Annotated in this window: 21 protein-coding genes; 13 read left to right on the top strand and 8 right to left on the bottom strand. The window is 72.2% G+C overall.

Annotated elements, in window-relative coordinates:
* The 4 genes from ABGB06_RS19535 to ABGB06_RS19520 all read left to right on the top strand — a co-directional run.
* The coding region (locus ABGB06_RS19535; protein ID WP_347591064.1) for a condensation domain-containing protein at positions 1-1,713 on the top strand (1,713 nt) is incomplete at its 5' end.
* Complete coding sequence (locus ABGB06_RS19530) at positions 1,710-2,675, top strand: ATP-binding cassette domain-containing protein (RefSeq protein ID WP_347591062.1); 966 nt, start codon at positions 1,710-1,712, stop codon at positions 2,673-2,675. The genes ABGB06_RS19535 and ABGB06_RS19530, both read left to right, overlap by 4 nt.
* A 14-nt stretch (positions 2,676-2,689) precedes the next feature.
* Positions 2,690-3,520, top strand: coding sequence for an ABC transporter permease (locus ABGB06_RS19525; protein WP_347591060.1), 831 nt, complete (start codon positions 2,690-2,692; stop codon positions 3,518-3,520).
* A 168-nt stretch (positions 3,521-3,688) separates the two neighbouring features.
* Positions 3,689-3,880 (top strand): MbtH family protein, encoded by a 192-nt coding sequence (locus tag ABGB06_RS19520; protein ID WP_347591058.1) that lies wholly within the window; start codon positions 3,689-3,691, stop codon positions 3,878-3,880.
* Positions 3,881-4,099: 219 nt separating this feature from the next.
* Here ABGB06_RS19520 and ABGB06_RS19515 read toward each other — a convergent pair whose 3' ends face one another.
* Both ABGB06_RS19515 and ABGB06_RS19510 read right to left on the bottom strand, forming a co-directional pair.
* Positions 4,100-4,408: a hypothetical protein gene (locus ABGB06_RS19515; RefSeq protein ID WP_347591056.1), complete on the bottom strand. Its 309-nt coding sequence runs from the start codon at positions 4,406-4,408 to the stop codon at positions 4,100-4,102.
* 137 nt (positions 4,409-4,545) lie between these two features.
* Positions 4,546-5,058: a hypothetical protein gene (locus tag ABGB06_RS19510; protein ID WP_347591054.1), complete on the bottom strand. Its 513-nt coding sequence runs from the start codon at positions 5,056-5,058 to the stop codon at positions 4,546-4,548.
* 184 nt (positions 5,059-5,242) lie between these two features.
* Here ABGB06_RS19510 and ABGB06_RS19505 point away from each other — a divergent pair, with 184 nt between their 5' ends.
* From ABGB06_RS19505 to ABGB06_RS19495, 3 genes are all read left to right on the top strand, one after another.
* Positions 5,243-5,905, top strand: coding sequence for a response regulator transcription factor (locus ABGB06_RS19505; RefSeq protein WP_347591052.1), 663 nt, complete (start codon positions 5,243-5,245; stop codon positions 5,903-5,905).
* A gap of 20 nt (positions 5,906-5,925) precedes the next feature.
* The gene (locus ABGB06_RS19500) at positions 5,926-7,188 is read left to right on the top strand and encodes an ATP-binding protein (RefSeq protein WP_347591050.1); all 1,263 of its coding nucleotides are present in this window, start codon (positions 5,926-5,928) and stop codon (positions 7,186-7,188) included.
* 171 nt (positions 7,189-7,359) lie between these two features.
* Positions 7,360-7,953: an LmbU family transcriptional regulator gene (locus ABGB06_RS19495; RefSeq protein WP_347591048.1), complete on the top strand. Its 594-nt coding sequence runs from the start codon at positions 7,360-7,362 to the stop codon at positions 7,951-7,953.
* A gap of 180 nt (positions 7,954-8,133) precedes the next feature.
* On the opposite strand, the gene ABGB06_RS19490 is transcribed toward ABGB06_RS19495, so the two are convergent.
* Complete coding sequence (locus ABGB06_RS19490) at positions 8,134-9,066, bottom strand: prephenate dehydrogenase (protein ID WP_347591046.1); 933 nt, start codon at positions 9,064-9,066, stop codon at positions 8,134-8,136.
* Between the two features lie 247 nt (positions 9,067-9,313).
* Between ABGB06_RS19490 and ABGB06_RS19485 the strand changes: the two genes are divergently transcribed.
* On the top strand, positions 9,314-10,018 hold the full coding sequence (locus tag ABGB06_RS19485; RefSeq protein WP_347591044.1) for an LmbU family transcriptional regulator: 705 nt from the start codon (positions 9,314-9,316) through the stop codon (positions 10,016-10,018).
* Positions 10,019-10,095: 77 nt separating this feature from the next.
* On the opposite strand, the gene ABGB06_RS19480 is transcribed toward ABGB06_RS19485, so the two are convergent.
* Together ABGB06_RS19480 and ABGB06_RS19475 are read right to left on the bottom strand one after the other, a co-directional pair.
* Complete coding sequence (locus ABGB06_RS19480; RefSeq protein WP_347591042.1) at positions 10,096-12,363, bottom strand: AAA family ATPase; 2,268 nt, start codon at positions 12,361-12,363, stop codon at positions 10,096-10,098.
* Between the two features lie 307 nt (positions 12,364-12,670).
* Positions 12,671-13,816, bottom strand: coding sequence for a substrate-binding domain-containing protein (locus tag ABGB06_RS19475; RefSeq protein ID WP_347591040.1), 1,146 nt, complete (start codon positions 13,814-13,816; stop codon positions 12,671-12,673).
* 390 nt (positions 13,817-14,206) lie between these two features.
* Between ABGB06_RS19475 and ABGB06_RS19470 the strand changes: the two genes are divergently transcribed.
* The 4 genes from ABGB06_RS19470 to ABGB06_RS19455 are packed head-to-tail and all read left to right on the top strand — an operon-like array spanning position 14,207 to position 18,168.
* Positions 14,207-16,657 (top strand): ATP-binding protein, encoded by a 2,451-nt coding sequence (locus ABGB06_RS19470; protein WP_347591038.1) that lies wholly within the window; start codon positions 14,207-14,209, stop codon positions 16,655-16,657.
* Complete coding sequence (locus tag ABGB06_RS19465; protein WP_347591036.1) at positions 16,629-17,117, top strand: roadblock/LC7 domain-containing protein; 489 nt, start codon at positions 16,629-16,631, stop codon at positions 17,115-17,117. Before ABGB06_RS19470 ends, ABGB06_RS19465 begins: the two co-directional genes overlap by 29 nt.
* Positions 17,118-17,132: 15 nt before the next feature.
* Positions 17,133-17,573, top strand: a complete 441-nt coding sequence (locus tag ABGB06_RS19460) for a DUF742 domain-containing protein (RefSeq protein ID WP_347591034.1) — start codon at positions 17,133-17,135, stop codon at positions 17,571-17,573.
* Positions 17,521-18,168 carry an ATP/GTP-binding protein gene (locus tag ABGB06_RS19455; protein WP_347591032.1) on the top strand — a complete coding sequence of 216 codons (648 nt, stop codon included), beginning with the start codon at positions 17,521-17,523 and terminating at the stop codon, positions 18,166-18,168. Before ABGB06_RS19460 ends, ABGB06_RS19455 begins: the two co-directional genes overlap by 53 nt.
* Here ABGB06_RS19455 and ABGB06_RS19450 read toward each other — a convergent pair.
* The gene (locus ABGB06_RS19450; protein WP_347591030.1) at positions 18,151-18,708 is read right to left on the bottom strand and encodes a TetR family transcriptional regulator; all 558 of its coding nucleotides are present in this window, start codon (positions 18,706-18,708) and stop codon (positions 18,151-18,153) included. The two genes, ABGB06_RS19455 and ABGB06_RS19450, sit on opposite strands and share 18 nt — an antisense overlap.
* Before the next feature lie 85 nt (positions 18,709-18,793).
* Between ABGB06_RS19450 and ABGB06_RS19445 the strand changes: the two genes are divergently transcribed.
* Positions 18,794-19,738: an SDR family oxidoreductase gene (locus tag ABGB06_RS19445; RefSeq protein ID WP_347591028.1), complete on the top strand. Its 945-nt coding sequence runs from the start codon at positions 18,794-18,796 to the stop codon at positions 19,736-19,738.
* Here ABGB06_RS19445 and ABGB06_RS19440 read toward each other — a convergent pair.
* Together ABGB06_RS19440 and ABGB06_RS19435 are read right to left on the bottom strand one after the other, a co-directional pair.
* The gene (locus tag ABGB06_RS19440; protein ID WP_347591026.1) at positions 19,675-20,130 is read right to left on the bottom strand and encodes a hypothetical protein; all 456 of its coding nucleotides are present in this window, start codon (positions 20,128-20,130) and stop codon (positions 19,675-19,677) included. The genes ABGB06_RS19445 and ABGB06_RS19440 overlap by 64 nt on opposite strands.
* Before the next feature lie 128 nt (positions 20,131-20,258).
* A complete protein-coding gene (locus tag ABGB06_RS19435; RefSeq protein ID WP_347591024.1) occupies positions 20,259-20,894 on the bottom strand; it encodes a GAP family protein in 636 nt (211 codons plus the stop codon).
* Positions 20,895-21,290 lie beyond the last annotated feature (396 nt).

The following is a 21,290-nucleotide window of genomic DNA, read 5'->3' as shown; positions in this document are numbered from 1 at the left end:
CAACTCCCCCCACCCACCAGCAACCAGACCAGCTACCACCAAGAACCCCGCTCCCCCCACGAGGAAATACTCCACCAGCTCTACACCGACGTCCTCAACCAACCCAACATCAGCACCCACGACAGCTTCTTCGCCCTCGGCGGGGACTCCCTCCAGGCGACCCGGCTGATCAGCCGCATCCACACCGCCACCGGCACCCACATCCCGATCCGAGACCTCTTCCAACACCCCACCATCCACGCCCTCGCCACCCACACCACCTGGACCGACTCCGCCGCCCGACCCGCTCTCCTCCCCACACCCCCACGCCCGGACCGCCCACCGCTGTCCCACGGACAGCAACGCATGTGGTTCCTCCACCACCACGAAGGCCCCAACCCCGCCAACAACATCCCCCACGCCACCCGCCTCCACGGCCCCCTCAACACCGGCGCCCTCCAAGCCGCCTTTCACGACGTCGCCCGGCGCCACGAAATACTCCGCACCCTCTACCGCGACAACAACGGCGTCCCCTACCAACACATCCTGAGCCCCGACGACCCCGAAGCTCTGCCAGGCCTAAGCGTCCTGCCGACCACCACGGCCACCCTGAACACGGATCTCGCCGCCACGCTCCGCCAGGGCTTCGACATCGAGAACGAGATTCCCTGGCGCGCAACGCTGCATCGGATCAGCCCGACGGACCATGTCCTCGTTCTCGTCGTCCACCACATCGCCGCCGACGGCTGGTCGCTCGGCACTCTCACCCGTGAACTCGCCGCCGCCTACACGGCTCGGCTCGACGGGAACGCCCCGGAATGGGCTCCCCTCCCCCTCCAGTACGCCGACTACGCGACCTGGCAACGAGCCCACCTGCCCACCAGCCCACACCCGGCTCCCGAATCTCATCTGGCCGAGCAGCTGGCGTACTGGACCAAGCACCTGGCCGGCCTTCCCTCGCCCCCGCCGCTGCCCACCGACCGGTCGCGGGAGCACGGGGGCTCGGTGCCGGTGGTGGTGGACGCCGAGGTGCATCGGCGGTTGCTGGAGCTGGCCCGGCGGGAGAACGCCACGCTGTTCATGGTGGTGCAGGCCGGTCTGGTCGCCGCGCTGTCCGCGTTGGGGCCCGTGACCGGGCCGGCGCCCGGCGGGACGGCGATCAGCAGCGCGACGGACGTGGTGCTCGGCACGGTGACGGCGGGACGGTCGGATCCGGTGTTGGGCGATGTCGTCGGGCTCTTCGCGAACACGCTCGTGCTGCGCACGGACGCGAGCGGAAACCCGAGCTTCCTTGAGCTGCTCAGACGCGTCAAAGACGTCAACCTCGCGGCCCACACGCACCAGGACATCCCCTTCGACCTCCTGACGGAGCTGCTGCGGCCGGTGCGGTATCCGCCGTTCCAGGTGATCCTCGGGCTCGACAACCTGCCGCGGCGGGCCTGGGAGTTGCCGGGCCTGCGGCCGACTCATCTCCTTCCCTCGCAGGGCGCTCGCGGGGGCGCCATGTGTGAGGTGGCGCTGAGCCTGGAGGAGCGCACGTCGGCGGGCGGGGAGGCCGGGGGGATCGACGGTGTCCTGTGGTTCGACCTCGACGCGGTCGGGCGGCGTACCGGTGAGCAGCTGGCCGCTCTCCTCCTGGAGGTGCTGCTCCTCGTCGCCGGGGAGCCTTCCGCCCGCATCGATCGCGTCCACGCATTCCTCACCCACCACCCGAAGGAGACGGAGAACCCGTGAGCAGCATCGCACTGGACGACGCGGCCATCGTCGCTGATGGCCTGCGCAAGACCTACACCGGCCCACCGGGGGAGATCCCGGCGGTTCAGGGAGTTGACCTGCAGGTCGAACGAGGTGAGTTCTTCGGCCTACTCGGCCCGAACGGGGCGGGGAAGTCGACCACCATCGGCATGCTGACGACGCTGGTGCGTCCCACCGCCGGGCGGGCGCGGGTCTGCGGGATCGACGTGGCCTCCGATCCGGTGGGCGTCAAGCGGCGCATCGGGATGGTGGCGCAGCGGGACACGCTCGACGTGGAGTTGACCGTCGAGGAGAACCTGGAGTTCCGCGGCCGGTACTTCGGGATGGGCCGCCGGGCGGCGCGCCATCGGGCGGGTCAGTTGCTGGAGTTCTTCAGCCTCGGGGAGCGGCGCCGGGCCAGGCCGTTCGAGTTGTCCGGGGGGCAGAGCAAGCGCGTGGTGATCGGGCGGGCGTTGATGCACCGTCCTGACGTGCTGTTCCTCGACGAGCCGACGGCGGCGCTGGATCCGCAGACGCGGATCAACCTGTGGGACCTGCTGCGCGGCCTGCAGGCCGAGGGGCAGACGATCCTGCTTACCACCCACCACATGGAGGAGGCCGAGTCGCTGTGCGACCGGGTGGCGGTGATCGATCACGGCACGCTGCTGGCGTGTGACACGGTCAAGTCCCTGCAGGCTTCGGCCGGGGCCGAGAGCGTGGTCACGGTGACGTACGAGGGCGGGCCGCTGGCCGTGGAGGAGTTGGCGGGCCGGCCGGGCGTCGCGCGCGTCGAGTCGGCGGCCGGGCAGGTGCGGGTGTTCGCGCACGAGCCCGAGGGGGTGCTGGGCCGGCTGGTGGCGCTGGCGCATTCGGCGGGCGCCACCGTCACGGACATCACGCATCTGCGGCCCAGCCTGGAGACCGTTTTTCTGGCCCTGACCGGACGGGAGTACCGAGAATGACCACAGTTTCGATCATGAACCAGGTTCCGGCGGTCCGGCACTCGGTGGTGCGGACGGTGCTCGCGATGACCGCCCGGGACCTGCGGGTGTTCCGGCGCTCGCTGGTCATGAACAGCGTGCGGATCGTGCTGCAGCCGCTGCTGTTCGTCTTCGTCTTCGCCTACGTGTTGCCGTCGATCGGCTCGGGGGTGGGGGGTGGCGCGCCGGGGTCGGGTGGCCTGACGTTCTCGACGGTCATGGTGCCGGGTCTGATCGGGTCGACCATGATCATGCAGTCCATGGCGGCGATCATCTTCCCGCTGGTCATGGAGCTGTCGGGGCCGGGAGGGATCGAGGACCGGGCGCTGGCGCCGGTTCCGGTCCAGGTCATCGGCGTGCAGAAGATCATCACGGCGGCCGTTGAGGGGCTGGTGGCCGGTCTGTTGGTGATTCCGGTGGTGATGCTCGTCCATGCCGGTGGTCAGGCGCCGGACATCGGCGTGAGCAACTGGCCGCTGCTGATCGTGGTGATGCTGTCGGGTGCCCTCTTCGCCGCCTCGCTGGGCATGTACCTGGGCACGGTGATCAATCCGCGGCAGGTGCAGGTGCTGTTCACGCTGGTGATGTTCCCGGCGATGATGCTCGGCTGCGTCTACTTCACGTGGGACTCGCTGTCGGGTGTGCGGTGGCTGCAGTTCGCGGTGTTGGCGAATCCCATGGTCTATCTGAACGAGGGGCTGCGGACGGCGCTGACGCCGCAGCTGGACCACATGGCCGTGTGGGTGTTCATGCTGGTGCTGGTGGCCGGTTCGGCGCTCTTCTCGTGGTTCGCGATCCGGACCTTCACGCGTCGGGTGACGGCCTGAGATGCCGGGCGTCGAGACGGCCAACGCGGACTGGATGGACGCCGTCGGCCACAGGAACCGCACAGCCCGAGGGAACCACCGAAGCCACCGGAGCCACGGAAACCAGCGGAACCACGGGAACCAGCAGAACCACGGGAACCAGCAGAACCAGCAGAGAGGACCGCGCACATGAGCACCAATCCCTTCGACGATCCGGACGGCAGGTTCGTCGTGGTCGTGAACGCCCTGGGTCAGCACTCGCTGTGGCCGGCGGCGATGAACGTGCCGGCGGGCTGGGACCGGGTCTTCGGCGAGGACGGGCGCGAGTCGTGCCTGGATTACGTGCGGTCCGCGTGGCAGGACATCCGGCCCACGGTCTGACGCCGGGTCGCCCGGACCTCCAACCGGGGGTGCCGGGACGCGACGCTGCCGGAACACGACAGGAGCCCCGCGGCGCCGCACCGTTCTCCCGGCGCCGGGCCCGTGAGGGCCTGGCGGGGAGCGCGGCGCGGGCCGCGGGGCGTCCCGCGCCCGGGTGCGGGGGTCACCCGGGGGACGGGGAGGCGTTTCCCGGATGCAAGGGGTTCACCCGGGATCCGGTCACCCCGCGGGCGGGGCCGGCGATTCGTCCACCGGCAGGAAGAAGTTGATGACCTCGATGGGCTGCTGGCAGTTCGGGCAGTGGTGCGCGACGCCGAGCGGCGCGAGCGCCAGGGAGGCGGCGTCGCCGGCGCGCGGGGGCGTTGCGTGCTGGCGGGTAGGGAGCCCGATGCCCGTCTGGCTCCGACGACCGTGAGTGCGCCACCAGCGGGTCTTACACTGCGGGGAGCAGAATCGTCGGCTGGGATTCCGCCGGGTCCACGGGAAGTCGGTGCCGCATTCGGCGCACTGCCGGGGCGTGCTGGTCATCAGGTCTCCTGGGTGTGGGGAAGGTGCGCCGGCGCGGCGTCCGGCGGACGGCTGAGGCCGCGTTCGGGCACCGGATCCTGTGGGTTCCGGCGGCGCGTGCCGCGTCACCGGAACCCACGGTCGTGGTGCCGCCGGGGTTACGGCTGCGGCGCCGAGGGCTCGCGCGGGGACGGGACCTCGGGGCAGCCGTCGCCGGTGCACTCGATGCCGACGTCGGGCGCGGACAGGGTGACCGACGGGACCTCGGGTTCGCCGGGCAGCGAGCTGCCGGCGGGCAGCAGGTCCTGGCAGGCCGCCGCCGCGTCGCGGTACTCGTCGGAGAACACGTCGACGCCGTCACCCGACAGGCTGAGCCTGACCTGGCCGTCCTCCGTGATGGTGATGCCGGGGAAGTCCGCCACGCCGTTGTCCCGCATGCAGGTGGTGAACTCCTCGGCCAGGCGCTCCCGCTCCTCGGCGCTGAGCGAGTCGGCCGTGTCGGAGGAGTCGGAGGAGGTGTCGGCGGCCGTTTCGGCGGTGCTGTCGGAGGTCCCGTCGGAGGTGTCTCCGATGGCCTGGGCGGTGCCCCACCCGGCGGCCACGGTCAGGACACCCGCCGCCAGGCCGACGCCCCATGCTCCTCGGCGCAGTCGTCCTCTGGTACGTAACATTGCTGTGTCACTCCCTGTGTGTCGGTCATATCGCTGAAGCGGAGGTCAACCCGCCGTGACAGACAGCAAAGCGGACGCCTGGTTACCGCGACGGAACGGCGACTGTTATCTCGCTGAAACCCGCCGGCAGGCACCATGAGAACCCTGGCGCCTACTTACTGACCCGGGTGTCGGAGGGGGATCGATGCGAATACTTGTCGTCGATGATCACCGTGAGCTGGCGGAGACTCTCGCCGTCGGCCTACGCCGCGAGGGTATGGCGGTGGACCTGGCCGGTGACGGCCCCAGCGCGTTGGAACGGACGTCGGTCAGCAGATACGACGTGGTGGTGCTCGACCGCAACCTCCCGGGTCTGCACGGGGACGACGTGTGCCGTGCCCTGGTGGCGCGGGAGCATCCGGCGAGGGTGCTGATGCTGACCGCCGCGGCGACGATCGAGGACCGGGTGGACGGCCTCACCTGCGGGGCCGACGACTACCTGCCGAAGCCGTTCGTCTTCGCCGAGCTGGTGGCCCGCATCAGGGCGTTGATCCGTAGAAGCCAACCGGCGGTGCCGCCCGTGCTGGTCCACGGGGACCTCAACCTGGACCCGGCGAAACGGGTGGCGGTGCGGGCCGGCCGGGTGCTGTCGCTCAGCCCCAAGGAGTTCGCCGTCCTGGAGCTGTTACTTGCGGCCGGTGGCCGGGTGGTGTCCGCGGAGGAGCTGCTGGAGCGAGCCTGGGACGAGGAGGCCGACCCGTTCACCAACGCCGTGAAGGTGACGCTGAGCCGACTGCGCCGGAAGCTGGGCGAACCCCAGTTCATCGAGACGGTCCCGCAGGCCGGTTACCGGATCGTCGGCGCGTGAGAGCACTGGCGGTTCCACGGATGCCGCTGCGACGCACGACCGCACCGGGGACCGAGGGCGCCGACCGGCCCCGCGGTGCCCGCTGGACCATCACCCTGCGGCTGACCGCGCTGTACGGCGCGCTCTTCCTGGTGACGGGGGCCGTGCTGTTGACGGTCACCTACCTGCTGGTCGCCCATTCGCTGCGCTGGGTCACCGTCGAGGAGCCCAGCGTTCCTGAGGTGAACGGACCGTTCGGTGACGTGGGGCCGCCGCAGCCCGACATCGCGGACGACGAGGTGGAGTCCCACGTGGCGAACCAACGCGACGAGGACCTGCGCCGGCTGCTGGTCGCCTCGGTGCTGGCGCTGGCCGGGATGACGCTGGTCTCGGTGGGCCTGGGCTGGCTGATGGCGCGCCGGGCGCTGCGCCCGCTGCGGGTGATGACGCAGACCACCAAGGAGATCTCGGAGCGGAACCTGCACCGCCGGATCGCGCTGCGCGGGCCGCGGGACGAGCTGAAGGAGCTGGCCGACACCGTCGACGGGCTGCTGGGGCGCCTGGACGACGCGTTCGAGGCGCAGCGCCGGTTCGTGGCGAACGCCTCGCACGAGCTGCGGACGCCGTTGACCCTGGAGCGGAGCCTGCTGGAGGTCGCGCTGGCCGACCCGGGGTCGTCCGCCGAGGATCTGCGGGAGACGTGCCGCCGGGTGTTGGCCGGCAACCACGACCAGGAGCGGCTGATCGAGACGCTGTTGACGCTGGCCCGCAGCCAGCGCGGGCTGGACAGCCGCGCGCCGCTGGACCTGGCCGAATGCGCGCACGGCCCGGTGGCGGCCGCGCGGGAGGCGGCGGAGAGCAGGGGCGTCAGCCTCGACGTCGAGCTCGGCGGCGCGCCGACGGAGGGTGACGCGCCGCTGGTGAAGCGGCTGATCAGCAACCTGGTGGACAACGCCGTCCGCTACAACGTGCCCGACGGCCGGGTGTGGCTGCGGACGGGCACCGACGAGGACGGTCCGTTCCTGGCCGTCAGGAACACGGGCCCGGTGGTGCGTCCGGACCAGGTCGACCTGCTGTTCCAGCCGTTCCAGCGGCTGGACACCCGGGTCTGGGGCCCGCGGGAGGGCCTGGGGCTCGGCCTGTCCATCGTCGCGGCCATCGTGACCGCGCACGGCGCGACGCTGCGCGCGGTGCCCGCCACCGGCGGCGGGCTCGACCTGCGCGTCGGCTTTCCCGCGGTCGCCGGGTCGGCCAGGCCGACCCGGCGGGCCGCCCTCCCCGGGCGCGCCACGGCGACGCCCTGACCACGAGGACACCAGATCGCTGAACCCCGAGACCGCGAGAACGCGGAGCGGTGGCCGGGCCAGCCACCCCCGGAAGGTGAACGACAGCAGAAGTGCGTACAGGCATCTCGTCTATGAATCCAGAAGGAGCAGCGAAAGATGTCGTTACGAAGGGCACACCCCGGACGTGAGGTGGACGTCGCCTCCAAACAGAGACCGGCGGCGATCACCCGCCGAACGGAACTGATTCTTCCCTCGGGAATGACGCTGGCGGACTGGCGTCGCCTCGGCCGGCAGATGTTCATCATCTCGGATTCGTCGACCTGGTGGCTGGGCGACTGGCTCGTCTACGGCCAGGAGCACTACCCGCACCGCTACAAGCGGGCCATTGCCGAAACGGCGCTGGATTACCAGACGCTCCGTAACTACGCCTGGGTGGCGCGTAAGTTCGCCCCGCCGCGGAGGCGGGAGAAGCTGAGCTTCCAGCACCACGCCGAGGTGGCGGGGCTGCCCGAGGGTGAACAGGACAAGTGGCTCCTTCTGGCCGAGGAGAACGGATGGACCCGCAATGTGCTGCGGAAGAGCATCCGGGAATCCCGCGAGCCGAGGAAACCGGTGGAAGCACCGCTCATCGAGATGAGTCTGGAGCCCGAGCGCAGTGAGAAATGGCAGAGCGCGGCCCAGACCGCCGGTCTGGAGCTGCTGGAGTGGATCGTCCGAACGCTGGATCTGGCGGTCGCCGAGCTGGCCACCGCCGCCGATCCGGTCGGCACCTCGTCCGAGTAGCCCGGCGACCGGAGGCGAGCGGCCGCGACCCGGCAACCCGCCCGCGGCGCCCTTCGTCCACACCGGGACGACGCCCGCAACCACCCGCACCTGGCGTCGTCCGGACCGGCCAGCTCCCGTCAGGCTCGGGGCACCACCGTGGCCCGACCTGTCGAGGCTTGCCGGCCCAGCCGGCCCGCGCTACTCGGAAACCGCCTGTTCGGCGTCCTGCCCCATCAGCCGTGCCCGGCCGGCGTTCCCCGCGTGCAGCAGGGACGCGAGCGCCGGCGGCCGACCGCCGAGCCCGTCCGCGGCGGTCACCCGCAGTTCCTCCGCCACCAGTTGGAGATCGGCGGCGAGGCCCTCCACGACCTCGGCCAGCGGCAGGGCGTTGTGCACGAGGATGTCCGTCCACAGCGGGACGTCTCCGGCCGCGACGCGGGTGACGTCCCGCAGGCCGCGCCCGGCCAGGCGTAACGCGAGCGGGTCGGCCTCCTTGAGCCGGGCCGCGAGGACGCTGGAGACGACGTGCGGCGCGTGCGAGACGAGCGCCGCGGCCCGGTCGTGCGCGTGGGCGTCCAGCTCGCACGGCACGGCGCCGAGGAGACGGACGGCCTGGCGCACCGTGGCCACGGCGTCCGGATCGGTGCCGGGGGCCGGGCACAGGGCCCAGGAGCGGCCCGCGAAGAGGTCGCCGCGGGCCCGTGACGGGCCGCGGTGCTCGGCGCCGGCCATGGGATGCCCGGGCACGAAGGTGCTGAAGTCGCAGCCCTGGCCGGCCGCCGCGGCGATGACGGCGGCCTTGGCGCTGGCGACGTCGGTGTAGAACCTGCCGAGTCCCCGGCGCTGTGCCCGGAGGAGAACCTGCGCGACGCTGGCCGGCGGCACGGCCAGCAGCACCAGGTCGGCCGGTTCGTCGCCGTCCGACAGCGGGACTCCCGCGCCCATCCGGGTCGCCTGCCGCAGTGCCCCGCCGCTCCGGTCCTCCAGGCGCACCGGCACTCCGGCCTGGCGCAGCCCGAGCGCGACGGACGTCCCCACCAGTCCCGTTCCGATGACGGTGGCGTTGGAAAGCATGCCCGTGCCGCCCGTGGCGGCCGCCGGTTGTTCCCGGCGGACGGATGCAGATGGCATTGGATTCATTGCCGTTCTTTCTCCTTCCCCGCCGGCTTAGCAGTTCACCCGCGCGAGGTTATTCAGCGACGAAAAGAGCACTGCCAAAAAACACACTCGCGATTCAAGCACGTATGCCTCGCGAGGGGAATGCGTGATTCGGTTCCGGCCCTCGGCCCACCCGCCGACGAACCTTGAGTTGACCCGGTGTCTGCCAAAATTTCCTCGTACAGGCAAGGGGGCAACACTTCACCAGCGGGCCGATCTAATGAAGGATGTCAATCAGGAAGGAGGAATTCTCGTGAACCAGCCCTCCCCGACCGGACGCCCCGCGGCGAGCACCTGCACGGAGCGTCTCGCGCTCGACCGTGTCGCTGAGACACGACGAACGTCACTGGCCCTCAGAGCCGGACTGAATCTCGCCGACTGGAAACGCGTGGGACTCCAGCTCAGCCGTATCTCCGACTCCTCCACCTGGTGGCTTGGGGACTGGCTCAGGTACGGCCGGGAACACTACCCGCGGCGCTACCGGCAGGCCGTGGAGGAAACGGCTCTCGACTACCAGACCCTGCGGAACTACGCGTGGGTCGCCGGGAAGGTCGCGCCCAGCGAGCGAAGGCCGGGCCTCAGTTTCCAACACCACGCGGAGGTGGCCCCGCTGCCGCGATCCCAGCAGGGGACGTGGCTGGAGCGCGCGGAGCTCAACGGGTGGTCGCGCAACCGGCTGCGGACGGAGATCCGGGCCGCCGGCCGGCGGGACCTGCCCGTCGCCCAGGTGGTGCAGCTGCGCGTCGATGACGCGCACCTGGCCAGGTGGCGGCAGGCGGCCGACGTCGAGGGGCGGGAGCTTCTCGACTGGATGACGGACATCCTCGACCAGGAGGCCGACACGGCCCGGCTGCTGGGCGGCGAGACGCCGGGCACCGGCGGGCTGGTCCCTCGGCAACTGGCCCGGTTGCCGGCCGCCGGCTGATACGGCGACTCAGGTCCGTGGCAACACCGCAGGTACGGCGCCGCCGCTGTCCCGCTGGCGGGACAGCGGCAGGGCGGTCACCAGACCGGCTCGGCCAGGGCGCGCGCTATCCGCGCGTGGTCCGCGCTCTGCAGGCTCTCCCGCACCGCCGTCACCCGCAGGTCGTCCACCGTCTCGTGCACCGCGGCGGCCCGTCGCCACGTCTCCGCGGCCTCGTCCCTGCGGTGCAGCGAGGACAGGGCCAAGCCCCGCCGCGCCAGGCCGTCCTGCTCGCCCCACCGGGACCCCGCGCGGCGCCGCGCCTCGAGCCCGAGTTCGGCGCAGGCCAGCGCCTCGTCGAAGACCCCGGCCGCCTGGTGGTGTTGGGCCATACGGGCCAGCGCCCGTCCCTCGCCGTCGTCGTCTCCGGCCTCCTGGAAGAGCCGGGAGGCGTCCCGCAGCACCGACAGCGTCGACCGGTCGCGCCGGCCGGGACCGGTCCGGCAGTCGGCCAGCGTCAGCAGCGCCTCGCCCTGCCCCCGCTGGTCGTCCACCTCCTCGAAGATGGCCAACGCGCTGGCGGCGTGCTCGTGCGCGCGGTCGAAGTGCCCCTGATCGGCGGCGAGTGCGGCCGCCGCGGCCTGCGAGCGGCCCTCGCCGTACCGGTCGCCCGTGGAGGCGGCCTCGGTGAGCGCGCGGAACAGCAGCCGCTGGGCCCGCCGGTAGTGGCGCTGCCAGCGGCGGGCCTCGGCCAGCGTCAGCAGCAGGCTGTTCTCCGCCCGCCGGTTCCCGGCCAGCCGGGCCGCCTGCAGGGCGCGGGCCTGCGTGCCCACCCACACCCGGCCCGCGACCCGCAGCAGCCGGAAGTAGTGACACAGCGCCAGGCCCCACTGCCAACCGGCCGCGTGGTAGCCGTACTCCACGGCGACGCGGACCACCGCGACGGCGCCGGGCGCCTCGGCGTCGAACCAGTCCCGCGCCGCCTGCGGCGAGCCGAAGGAGAGCGCGACGCGCCCGCCCCGCGGCGCATTGGTGCCGCCCGCCGGGAGGCGACGGCGGGGGCCGAGGGCGGCGGCCGCCGCCTGGGCCGAGCCGACGTACCAGTCGAGGAGCCGGCGCACCGAGGCGGCACGGGCCGCCGACGTGTCCTCGGCCTGGCACCGCTCCTCCGCGTACAGCCGCAGCAGCGGGCTGAGGCGGTACCGGCCGGCGGGCGCGGCCTCCACGAGGTGCGTGCCGACCAGGCGGTCCAGGGCGTATCCGGTGGCCGCGGCGCTCGTCCCGCTCAGCGCCGCCGCGGCCTCGGCGCTGAGCGCCGGCCCCCAGTGGAGACCGAACAGCCGGTAGGTCCGTGCCGCGTCCGCGTCGAGCCGCGCGTAGGACCAGGAGAACGACGTCCGGACGGCGATGGAGTCGTCGAGCGAGAGGGCGTTCAGCGGGTGGGCGCGGAACTCCCTGAGCAGCGAGCTGATCTCGCGGAAGGGGTGGGAGACGGCGCGCTCGGCCGCGATCCGCAGCGCCAGCGGCAGGTGCCCCGACTGCTGGGCGAGGGCGGCGAGCTCCCGGTCCTCGGCGGTGATACCGGGGCCCATGGAGGTGCGCAGCAGGGCGACGGACTCCCGCTCGGGCAGCGGTCCCAGGGTGATCCGGGCCGCTCCCGGGAGCAGGGCGAGGCCGGTGAGCCTGCTGCGGCTGGTGACGATGACCGCGCATCCGGAGGTGGCCGGGAGCAACGGCTGGACCTGTTGCGAGTTGTTCGCGTTGTCGAGCACCACGAGCATCTTCCGGTACGCCAGTAACGTGCGGTAGAGCTTGGTGCGGGCGGCGAGCCCGTCGGGGATCTTGTCGTCGGGCACCTGCAGGGCGCTGAGGAACTCGGCCAGGACGTCCTCGGGTTGGGCGGGATGCTGGGCCGGCGAGAAGCCGTGCAGGTCGGCGTAGAGCTGGCCGTGCCGGTAGGGCGTGGACTCCCGCTCCTTCACCTCGTGCGCGCACCGCAGCGCGGAGGCGGTCTTCCCCACCCCGGGCGGCCCGCTGATCACGACGATCGCGGGGACGCCCACCCGGCGGTCCTCCAGCAGCACCTCGCCCATCCGCGTGAGCTCCGCCTCGCGCCCGACGAAGCACGCGGGGGCCGCGGGTAACTGTGCCGGCGTCAGGCCGTCGGCCCGGGACAGCGCGATCAGTCTGCCGTTGACGCCCAGCACCTCGTCGCAGCGCCTGACCACCTCCACCGGGGGCGGCCGGCCGTTCCTGATCTTGCTCAGCCAACTGGGGTGATATCCGGTCAGATCGGCCAGTCGGCGCCAGGAGATTCCGCGCGTTTCCAGGATGCGCTGCAATTCCTCCACGAATGGCGAAGCCATTGCAGCCCCCGTCCCTCACCGTGTCACACCGTGGCGACTGGTCTGCCGCCCTGCTGCGAGGTGCTACGACCGTTCCACTGCGCTGCGAAGTTGCGTCAACACAGTTGAACGCAACCATCCTGCCGTTCGGTCCGGCGATTCCGCAAGCAAGGTTGGACACCCCCGGAACGGGCGCCGACGCCGCTGATCACGGCCCGGACGGCGCGCCATCCTGCCGGCCCGGCGCGGGGACCCCTCCCGGCGCGGGTGGGCTACCGCGCGCCCGGCCACCCGCCCGCCGGCCGCCGAACCGGCGGCGCGCCGTCGCTCACCTGCCCCAGATCTGGCGGTACGCCTCGCGGTAGCCCTCCGAGTCCCAGAACACCGCGCCGCCGCTGTTCTCCCTGGTGGTGATGTGGACGGGGGCGACGTATCCGCTCGCCGGCTCGCCGGAGAAGGCGCGGTTGAACTCGTCGATGATCTGCCAGCCCTGCTCGGACAGCGGCTCGGGCACGGTGGCCGCCTGGTACTCCTGGCCGTTGATGCGCTCGAACGCGGACGGGTCGCCGTCACCGGCACCGATGTTGAACGGCGCTCCGTGGCCGTCGAGTTCGGCCGCGCGGAGGGCGGGCACCGCGTGGTCGAAGTACAGGTCGTTGATGGCGGCGGAGTGGGTCCAGCTGTCGCCGAAGCGGGAGAGCAGGGACGTGACCTCGTCGACGGTCCGGCTGCTCGCCTCGGGGATGGGGATGTCCTCGTAGCTCAGCACCGTGACGCCGCGGCAGGTCTCCAGTTCCTCCTTGATGAGATCCGACTTGAGCTTGGCGAAGGGCAGCAGCGCGTCCGTGAACAGGACGACGCCCGCCCGCCCGTTCGAGTCGGCGATGATCCAGTCGGCGGCGATCCGCGCGACGTCCTCCACCCGGGTCGTGACGTTGGTGAAGAGGTCCGGGCCCTGGCTGGGCCCGGGTTCCGTGACGGCGTGCCAGCCGATCACCGGGATGCCCGCGTCGTTGGCCCGCTCGATCTGCTCGGCGGTGGTCGACGGGTCGAAGCTGCCGACGACGATGCCGGAGGCGTCGAGGGCGATGGCCTCGTCGAAGGCGGACCTGATGCCGTCGGCCGTGCCCTGTCCGTCGAGGATCTCGACGTCCCAGCCGATGGCCCACGCGGCCTCCTGCACGCCCGTCGCGACACCGGCGACGCCCGGATTGGTCATGGTCTGCGCGATGTAGACGATCGTCTGGTCGGGGACGGCCTCCGGTCCGGTGGTGGGGCCCGACCAGGGGGTGTCGACGTCCATGGCCCGCTCGACGGCCCGCCTGGCGTCGGCGACGACGTCCGGACAGCCGGGGCCGGCTGACTCGTCGTCGGGGGCCGGACTGGCGGATCCGCTGTCGCAGGCGGAGACGGTGAGGGCCGCCACGGCCAGCAGCGCGGCGGCGGACGCGGGCGCCTTGCGTATGCGGTGCACGGGATCTCCTTCGCGGCCCTCGCGGGTTGGCCCGGGGCGGGTAGGGGACGGAGGGTAGCAGCCGCTGGCCGAGACTATGCAGTCCCTGCACGTGCCGGCGGCCACGACGAACTCCCCGTCCACGGCCGCCCGATGCCCTGCCCCGCCGGTGGCACCCGGTGCCGGGAGGCGCGGTCCCGTCACGCGCCTGACGCGTATTCACCATGGCTCGTCGACGAACACCCCGCGAAACCGGCCACACTTGACGAAGACTTTGCAATCAAATGCTGATCCCGTAATATCCGCGATCGGATCATGCCGGTAATGTCCCGCACCCGGCCTGCGGCGGTCCCACACCTGCGACACCTAGGTCATCGTCACCGCTCATGAGCACAGCCAAGGAGGGACCCGGTGTCTGCGAGTCCGGCGGGCCCGTCACCCGCACCCGACCAGCCCGAGCCCGCGGACACCTCGGCAGGGCTCCGTCGGCGGGGGGGCGACATCCTGGACCGGTGGCCGTTCCGGCGAAAGCTCAACGTGCTGGTCGTGGCGCCCGTCGTGGTCCTCGGCACGCTGCTCGGCATCGGCATCGTGGCGCAGGTCCAGGAGGCCATGCGGGCCGACCGGACCGCGGAGCTGGTGCGGGACAGCGAGCAGATGGCGCGGCTCATCAACGAGGTGCAGGCCGAGCACCGCGAGGCGATCGTGCTGTCCGTGGCGTACGAGTCGGCCGATCCCGCCGACCCGCTGCCCTCGTTCAGCGACTACCGCGAGGCGCAGCGGAGGACCGACGCACGCGCCGAGGCCGTGCGGTCCGCGTTCGGCTCCGACCTGCCGCACAACGTGGCGCACGCGCTCGACTACCTCGACGGCCTCTCCGTGCTGCGCGAGCGGCTGGAACGGGGCCACGTCGCCAGCGCCAACATCGACCCCGCGTACTCGTCCGCCGTCGACTACCTGATCGACGGCATCGGACTCGAGCACCGCCACGGGGGCTCGAACTCCTCCTCGATGGTCATGCTGCTCGACGCGGTGCTCCGCGCCGACGCCGCCCACGCGGCGTTCGAGAGCGCCGTGTTCTCCGCCCAGACCCGGGACGCCAACGCCCTCACCGAGTACAGCCGCGCGGTCGGCGCCCACGAGCTGTACGAGCGCCAGGCGGAGCGGTTCTACGGGATGGCCACGCCGGACCAGATCCTGACGCTCAGCGGCATCGAACGAGGGTCCGAGGAGCACGGCATCGAGTCCCGGTTCGCCGGGCTCCAGGTCGACCCCAGTTCCCTGCAGACCCAGACGCCCGACGAGTTGCGCGCCAGCATGGCCGCCGGGGCGGAGCAGGCCGACGACCGCCTGGCCATCACCCGGTCGCTGATCGAGGACATCGCCGCCCAGGCCGACGACGCCTCCGCGGCCGCCCTGCGCCAGGCGCTGCTGATGCTGGCCCTGATCCTGCTCGGCTTCGCCGTCTGGATCGCCTTCACGGTCTCGGTGCGCCGCTCGGTCGTCCGCCCCCTCACCGCGCTGACCGCGGCCGCCCAGCAGGTGGTGGACGTGGCGGGGCAGGAACTCGCCCGGGTGGCGGACGACGAGTCCGCCGACGCCGAAGCGACACCGCTGCGGCCGCGGCCCATCCCGGTCCCGGTCCGCGACGAGATCGGCCGGCTCGCCGAGACGTTCAACGAGGTGCAGGTCACCGCCGGCGCGCTGCTGGAGCGTCAGGTGCTGAGCCGGCGCAACGTCGCCGAGATGTTCGGCAACGTCGGGCGCCGGGTGAGCAACCTGGTGACCCGCCAGCTCACCCTCATCGACGCCGTCGAGCGCGAGGAGACCGACGCCGACCTGCTGGAGCGGCTCTACCGCATCGACCACATCGCGGTCCGCCTGCAGCGCAACGCCGACAGCCTGATGCTGCTCGCCGGCACCCGGGAGACCGGCGTCGACGCCCGGCCGACCGCCCTGGCCAACGTCATCCGCGCGGCGCTCAGCCAGATCGAGGGATACCAGCGGGTGTCCCTCAGGTCCGAGACCGAGTTCACCGTCCTCCCCGACATCACCGGCGACCTGACGCTGATGCTCGCCGAACTGCTGGAGAACGCCGCCTCCTTCTCCCCGGCCCGCTCCCCCGTGGAGGTGGTCGTCCGGCCCGGCACCGACGTCACCGCGGACGGCGGCGCCCTGGTCGAGGTCATCGACCACGGCCTCGGCATGAGCGCGGAACGGCTCGACGAGGAGAACGCCCGGCTGATCCGCCGCGAGCGGCTCGACCTCGTCCCGACCAGGGTGCTCGGTCTCTTCGTCGTCGGCAGCCTCGCCCGGCGCTGGGGCGTGCGGGTCACCCTGAGCCGTACGCCGGGCGGCGGCGTCACCGGCACCGTCTGGATCCCCGCGACGCTCCTGCTGGACGCGCCGGAGGAGACCCCAGACGACACCGCGCCGGCACCGGCCCCCGCCACGGGCCCGGCCGCGGGTCCCGGCTCGGGCCCGGCCGGCGCCGCCACGGCGGTGCTCCCGGCCAGGACCGCGGCGCCCGCCGCCGAGGCTCGCCGACCCTCCACCACGACGCCGGCCGACGCCGTTTCACCGACGCCGACACCGACGGACACCCCCCAGCCCCTGAAACGTCGGGTGAAGGGCGCGACGCTCGCCACCACCACGCCGCCGGCCACGTCGGCGGACCGAGAGGCCCCGGCCGCGCGGCCGCCCGCCGACGCCGACGCCGTCCGCGCCGAGATCGAGGAGCTCGAATCGGCCGTACGCAGGGCACAGCAGGACAGTGCCGCGCCCACGACCGAGGACGCACCATCGCCGCCCCGAGAACAGGAGGAGTCGGGAAGTGACCACGCCGACCACGCCGACAGGTGACAGCGCTCCCGAGGTGGCGGAGCCCGCCACCGACCTGCGAGCCGCCGCGGCCGACTTCACCTGGCTGCTCGACCGTTTCGCCAACGAGACCGCGGGCGTCGTCGACGCCATCGCCGTCTCGTCCGACGGCCTGCTGATAGCCGTCTCCCAACAGCGGGAGAAGGCCGACTCGGAGCGGCTCGCCGCGATCGTCTCGGGACTCACCAGCCTCGCCGCGGGCGCCTCCGGCAACTACGGCCTGGGCGGCCTCAACAAGGTCATCATCGACCTGGAGGGCGGCCATCTGCTGGTGTCGGCCATCGGATGCGGCGCCGTTCTCGGCGTGGTGGCGACCAAGGAGGCGAAGCTCGGCAACATCGCCTACGAGATGACGCTGTTCGCCAACCGCGCGGGGACCGCGCTCACCCCGCAACTGGTGCTGGAGCTCAAGAAGAGCGTCGGCGCCACGCCGGCCGGCTGACCGGAAGGATCGTTGATGGCCGTCGGCGGATCAGCGCCGGACGAGGAGCACGCCGAGAACGCCGCCGAGGAGCCCACCGGCCGCGCACCGGCGATCCGCCCGTTCCTGCTCACCGCCGGCCGGGTCTCGGGGAGCGACGCCGGGCCGCCGCTCCCGTTGGAGACCCAGATCGTGTCGACGGCGGCGGGGCTCGCGGCCCTGCCCTCGCTCACGTTCGAGCAGCACGACCTCGTCGCCGCCTGCCGCCGGCCGCAGTCGGTGGCGGAGCTGGCCGCCCAGCTCCGACTGCACCTGAACGTGGTCCGCGTGCTGGCCGGGGACCTGTGCGTCGCCGGGCACCTGGCGGTCCACCGGCCGGACAGCGACACAGTCCAGGACGTCTCCGTACTGCGAAGGGTTATCGATGGTCTCCGTGCCGTCCCCGACTCAGGGGGCACACTCCGCAGCAGCAGCTGAGGATCCACCGCTGCCGCTGCCCGTCAAGATGGTCATCGCCGGCGGCTTCGGCGTCGGCAAGACCACGGCCGTGGGCGCGATCTCCGAGATCCGGCCGCTCACCACCGAGGCCGCGATCACGGAGGTCGCGGCGGGCGTGGACGACCTGAGCCACACGCCCGGCAAGTCCACCACGACGGTCGCCATGGACTTCGGCTGCATCACCCTCGACCCGACGTTGAAGCTGTACCTGTTCGGCACGCCGGGCCAGGACCGTTTCGGCTTCATGTGGGACGACATCGTCGAGGGTTCCATCGGCGGCCTGGTGATCGTGGACACCCGCCGGCTGGACGAGTGCTACGCGGCGGTGGACTACTTCGAGCACCGCGAGGTCCCGTTCGCGGTCGCCGTCAACGCGTTCGACGGCCAGGTCGAGCACGACCTGAACGAGGTCAGGTGGGCGCTCGACATCGCCGACGGCACACCGTTGATCGTCTTCGACGCCCGCGACACCGGCTCCGTCAGGGACGCCCTCCTCGTCGTCCTCGACCTCGCCCTCTCCCGCGCCGAGGCGACCACGACGGCCACCTCAGCCCACTCATCCCAGAGCACGTAGCGCCGCCGCCGCCTCCGCGATGCGGCCGGCGAGGTCGGGCGGCCCGTCCGCCGAGACCCAGCGCGCGAACGCGACGCGGAAGACGGTCACCGCGCTGTGCGCGGCCAGGCTGGCGGTGGGCTCGGGCACGCCGCGCTCGCGGAGCGCGCCGGCCGCCGCGTCGGCCAACGCCGCGAGCTTGAGCAGCTCGCGTTCCCGCAGACCGGGGTTGGCCTCGACGATCCGGGAACGCCTCGTGGCGTGGTCGCGCCGGTCCGCCAGCAGGCCCCCACTGGCCACCATCCCGACCAGGGCCGCGTCGAGCGGCGACCCGTCGGCCGGCGCCGCCAGGATCGCGTCGTACGCCGTCCGCTCCATGGTCCCGGAGCCGTCGAAGAGGACCTCGCGCTTGTCGGCGAAGTGCCGGAAGAAGGTGCGCTCCGTCACGCCCGCGCGTTCGGCGATGTCACCCGCGGTGGTCTGCTCGAAACCGCGTTCGGCGAAGAGGTCCATCGCGGCGCGGATCATCCGCCCCCGCGCGTCCGGCTCCCAGCGACCCATGCCGAGAAGTCTAGTGATGACAGTCCCTGACATGGTGCGCTACTCTCGATGTCAGTCACTGACATGCTCGTGAAGGGTGCCTCGTATGCGCGTCTTCGTCACCGGTGCCTCCGGCTGGATCGGCTCCGCCGTCACCGACGAACTCCTCGCCCACGGCCACGACGTGGTCGGCCTCGCCCGCTCCCACGAGGCGGCCACCGCCCTCAAGGACAAGGGCGCCGCCGCCCACGGCGGCGACCTCGACGACCTCGACAGCCTCGCCGCCGGCGCCGCGTCCGCCGACGGCGTCATCCACCTCGCCTTCAAGCACGACTTCACCGACTACGCCGGCGCCGGCCGCGCCGAGCGCGCCGCCGTCCAACGGATGCTCGACACGCTCCAGGGCACCGACCGGCCCTTCCTCCTCGCCTCGGGACTGGCCTCCGACATCACCGGACGACCGTTGACCGAGGACGACGCCGCGCCGTACCACGGCGCCGACTCGATGCGCGGCGGCAGCGAGAACCTCGCCCTGGAGTACGCGGACCGCGGCGTCCGCCCGGTCGCGCTGCGCTTCGCCGCCTCGGTGCACGGCACCGGCGACCCGGGCTTCGTCGCGACGCTGGCGCGGATCGCGGGGGAACGCGGCGTGGCCGGCTACCTCGGCGACGGCTCGAACCGCTGGCCGGCCGTGCACCGCTCGGACGCCGCGCGCATGGTCCGGCTCGCGCTGGAACGGGCCCCGGCCGGCGCACGGCTGCACGCGGTGGCCGAGCCCGGCCTCCCCTCCCGCGACATCGCTGGCGCCCTCGCCGACCACCTGAACCTGCCGACGGCGTCGATCGCACCGGAGGACGCCGAGGCCCACTTCGGCTGGCTCGCCCACTTCTGGTCCATGGACATCACCGCGGCCAACGCCCGCACCCGATCCCTGCTCGGCTGGTCGCCGACGGGCCCCACCCTCCTCGACGACATCGCCGCCGGCGCCTACGCCCTCCCGGACCCGGGCTCGGGCTCCGCGACGCACAACGCCCAGATGACGAAGCCGTAGATCGCGATCAGCACGATCGACCAGACCGGGTAGTAGGGGATGGAGGCGAAGGCGGCGATCATCATCAGCGCGGCGATGACGACGCCGGCGATCCGCGCCCACAGCGCGGCCTGGAACAGGCCGAGCCCCACGGCGATCGCGATCGCGCCGAGGACCAGGTGGATCCAGCCCCAGGCGCTGAGGTTGAACTGGAAGACGTAGTTCTGGGTCGCCACGAAGACGTCGTCCTCGGCGATGCCCATGATGCCCCGGAAGACGTCCATGATCCCGCCGACGATCAGCATCGCCGCGGCGAACAGGACGAGCCCCGTGGCCAGAACCCCACCCCCGTGCACCCTCGGCGCGCCCCCGGCCCCTCCCGCCGCGTGTCCTGTGGTGGTGTGCGGAGCCATCGGATTCCCTTCCCTTCGCCCTCTCGACTGCCCGCCCCCGACCACGGGCCCTGCCTCGACCGTGGGCCCACCCGCCCCACGGCGCCCACCCAACTACGCCGTTCGGGTGTCCCCCGGGGGCGGCCGGCTCAGGCGCCGGAGGCGATGATCACGATGAAGAGCACGCAGACGAGGATGTTGACGAGCCAGCTGTGGCCGTTGATCCAGTCGCGGACGCGCGGCATGGCGGCCTCGGCCCGGTGATGGAAGAGCAGCCGGGTCAGCAGCGGGAGCGCGGCGATCAGGACCGTGAGCCCGACGAAGGGCAACGCGTTGACGAAACCGTCGTCGTTCTGCGCCAGGTGAACGCCGACGGTCAGCAGGATCACGAGATCGGAGGGCATGAACGCGATCACCACCAGGCCGACGCGGAACGCCCGACCGGGGCCGGCGGTCATGAGGGTGCCCAGCCACTTCGGGGGTTCGGCGTCGGCCCGGCGGCGCCAGTTCCTCAGGGCCAGGAGCGCCAGCAGACCCACCAGGACGTACTTGATGATGTTTCCGACCGAACCGCCGTCGGACTCGTTCCCCAGATCGACGGCGCTGCCCAGCAACTCGCCGACCCCCAGCATCACCAGCACCCCGACGACGACCGCCACGGCCACACCGCCGAGAAACGCCAGCGAGGCGCGAACGGCGCGGGGCGTGGTGACGAGGATGATCGCCGAGATGATCTGAGGCCCCGCCATCATGGTGACGGCCAACGGCAGGATCGGCAGTTCCACGACTCAGCCCCGCCGTTCGGTGGAGGATCGCGGCGCGGCCGGCCCGGACCGTTCCTTGGTCACGCCGCCGCGAGTCCGGTGGACCCCGCGCTCGACCGCCGCCCCCTCCCCCCGGACCCGCGGGGCTCCTCGTCGGCTCGGGGAGGGACCAGGCACCGACACGGCTCGTACATGTCCCTCTCCCTCCCTCCGCGGTCCGTTCGACGTCCCCCCGGCCATCGTCACCCGCAGCCCGTCCCGGGACATCCCGAGGATCGACACGCACCCCGACCCGCGCCAGGCGATCCGGCGGCGAGAACGGATCAGGGGCGATCAACGATCCACGCTGCGCAGCGCGGGACGTTTCGCCCAGCGCGAGCATCGGCCCAGGCAACTCGGCAGCTATACCTCTGCGCG

This window comes from Streptomyces sp. B6B3, from assembly GCF_039871525.1.
In the GTDB taxonomy this organism is placed as follows: Bacteria; Actinomycetota; Actinomycetes; order Streptomycetales; family Streptomycetaceae; genus Streptomyces.
The sequence above is the reverse complement of the archived record's forward strand: the minus strand, read 5'-3'. Positions and strand labels throughout refer to the sequence as shown.

Coding starts and splice junctions, on each gene's coding strand:
- ABGB06_RS19525 (WP_347591060.1), top strand. CDS start 2,690: ATGAACCAGGTTCCGGCGGTCCGGCACTCGGTGGTGCGGACGGTGCTC.
- ABGB06_RS19520 (WP_347591058.1), top strand. CDS start 3,689: ATGAGCACCAATCCCTTCGACGATCCGGACGGCAGGTTCGTCGTGGTC.
- ABGB06_RS19515 (WP_347591056.1), bottom strand. CDS start 4,408: ATGACCAGCACGCCCCGGCAGTGCGCCGAATGCGGCACCGACTTCCCG.
- ABGB06_RS19510 (WP_347591054.1), bottom strand. CDS start 5,058: ATGTTACGTACCAGAGGACGACTGCGCCGAGGAGCATGGGGCGTCGGC.
- ABGB06_RS19505 (WP_347591052.1), top strand. CDS start 5,243: ATGCGAATACTTGTCGTCGATGATCACCGTGAGCTGGCGGAGACTCTC.
- ABGB06_RS19500 (WP_347591050.1), top strand. CDS start 5,926: ATGCCGCTGCGACGCACGACCGCACCGGGGACCGAGGGCGCCGACCGG.
- ABGB06_RS19490 (WP_347591046.1), bottom strand. CDS start 9,066: ATGCCATCTGCATCCGTCCGCCGGGAACAACCGGCGGCCGCCACGGGC.
- ABGB06_RS19485 (WP_347591044.1), top strand. CDS start 9,314: ATGAAGGATGTCAATCAGGAAGGAGGAATTCTCGTGAACCAGCCCTCC.
- ABGB06_RS19480 (WP_347591042.1), bottom strand. CDS start 12,363: ATGGCTTCGCCATTCGTGGAGGAATTGCAGCGCATCCTGGAAACGCGC.
- ABGB06_RS19460 (WP_347591034.1), top strand. CDS start 17,133: ATGGCCGTCGGCGGATCAGCGCCGGACGAGGAGCACGCCGAGAACGCC.
- ABGB06_RS19455 (WP_347591032.1), top strand. CDS start 17,521: ATGGTCTCCGTGCCGTCCCCGACTCAGGGGGCACACTCCGCAGCAGCA.
- ABGB06_RS19450 (WP_347591030.1), bottom strand. CDS start 18,708: ATGGGTCGCTGGGAGCCGGACGCGCGGGGGCGGATGATCCGCGCCGCG.
- ABGB06_RS19445 (WP_347591028.1), top strand. CDS start 18,794: ATGCGCGTCTTCGTCACCGGTGCCTCCGGCTGGATCGGCTCCGCCGTC.
- ABGB06_RS19440 (WP_347591026.1), bottom strand. CDS start 20,130: ATGGCTCCGCACACCACCACAGGACACGCGGCGGGAGGGGCCGGGGGC.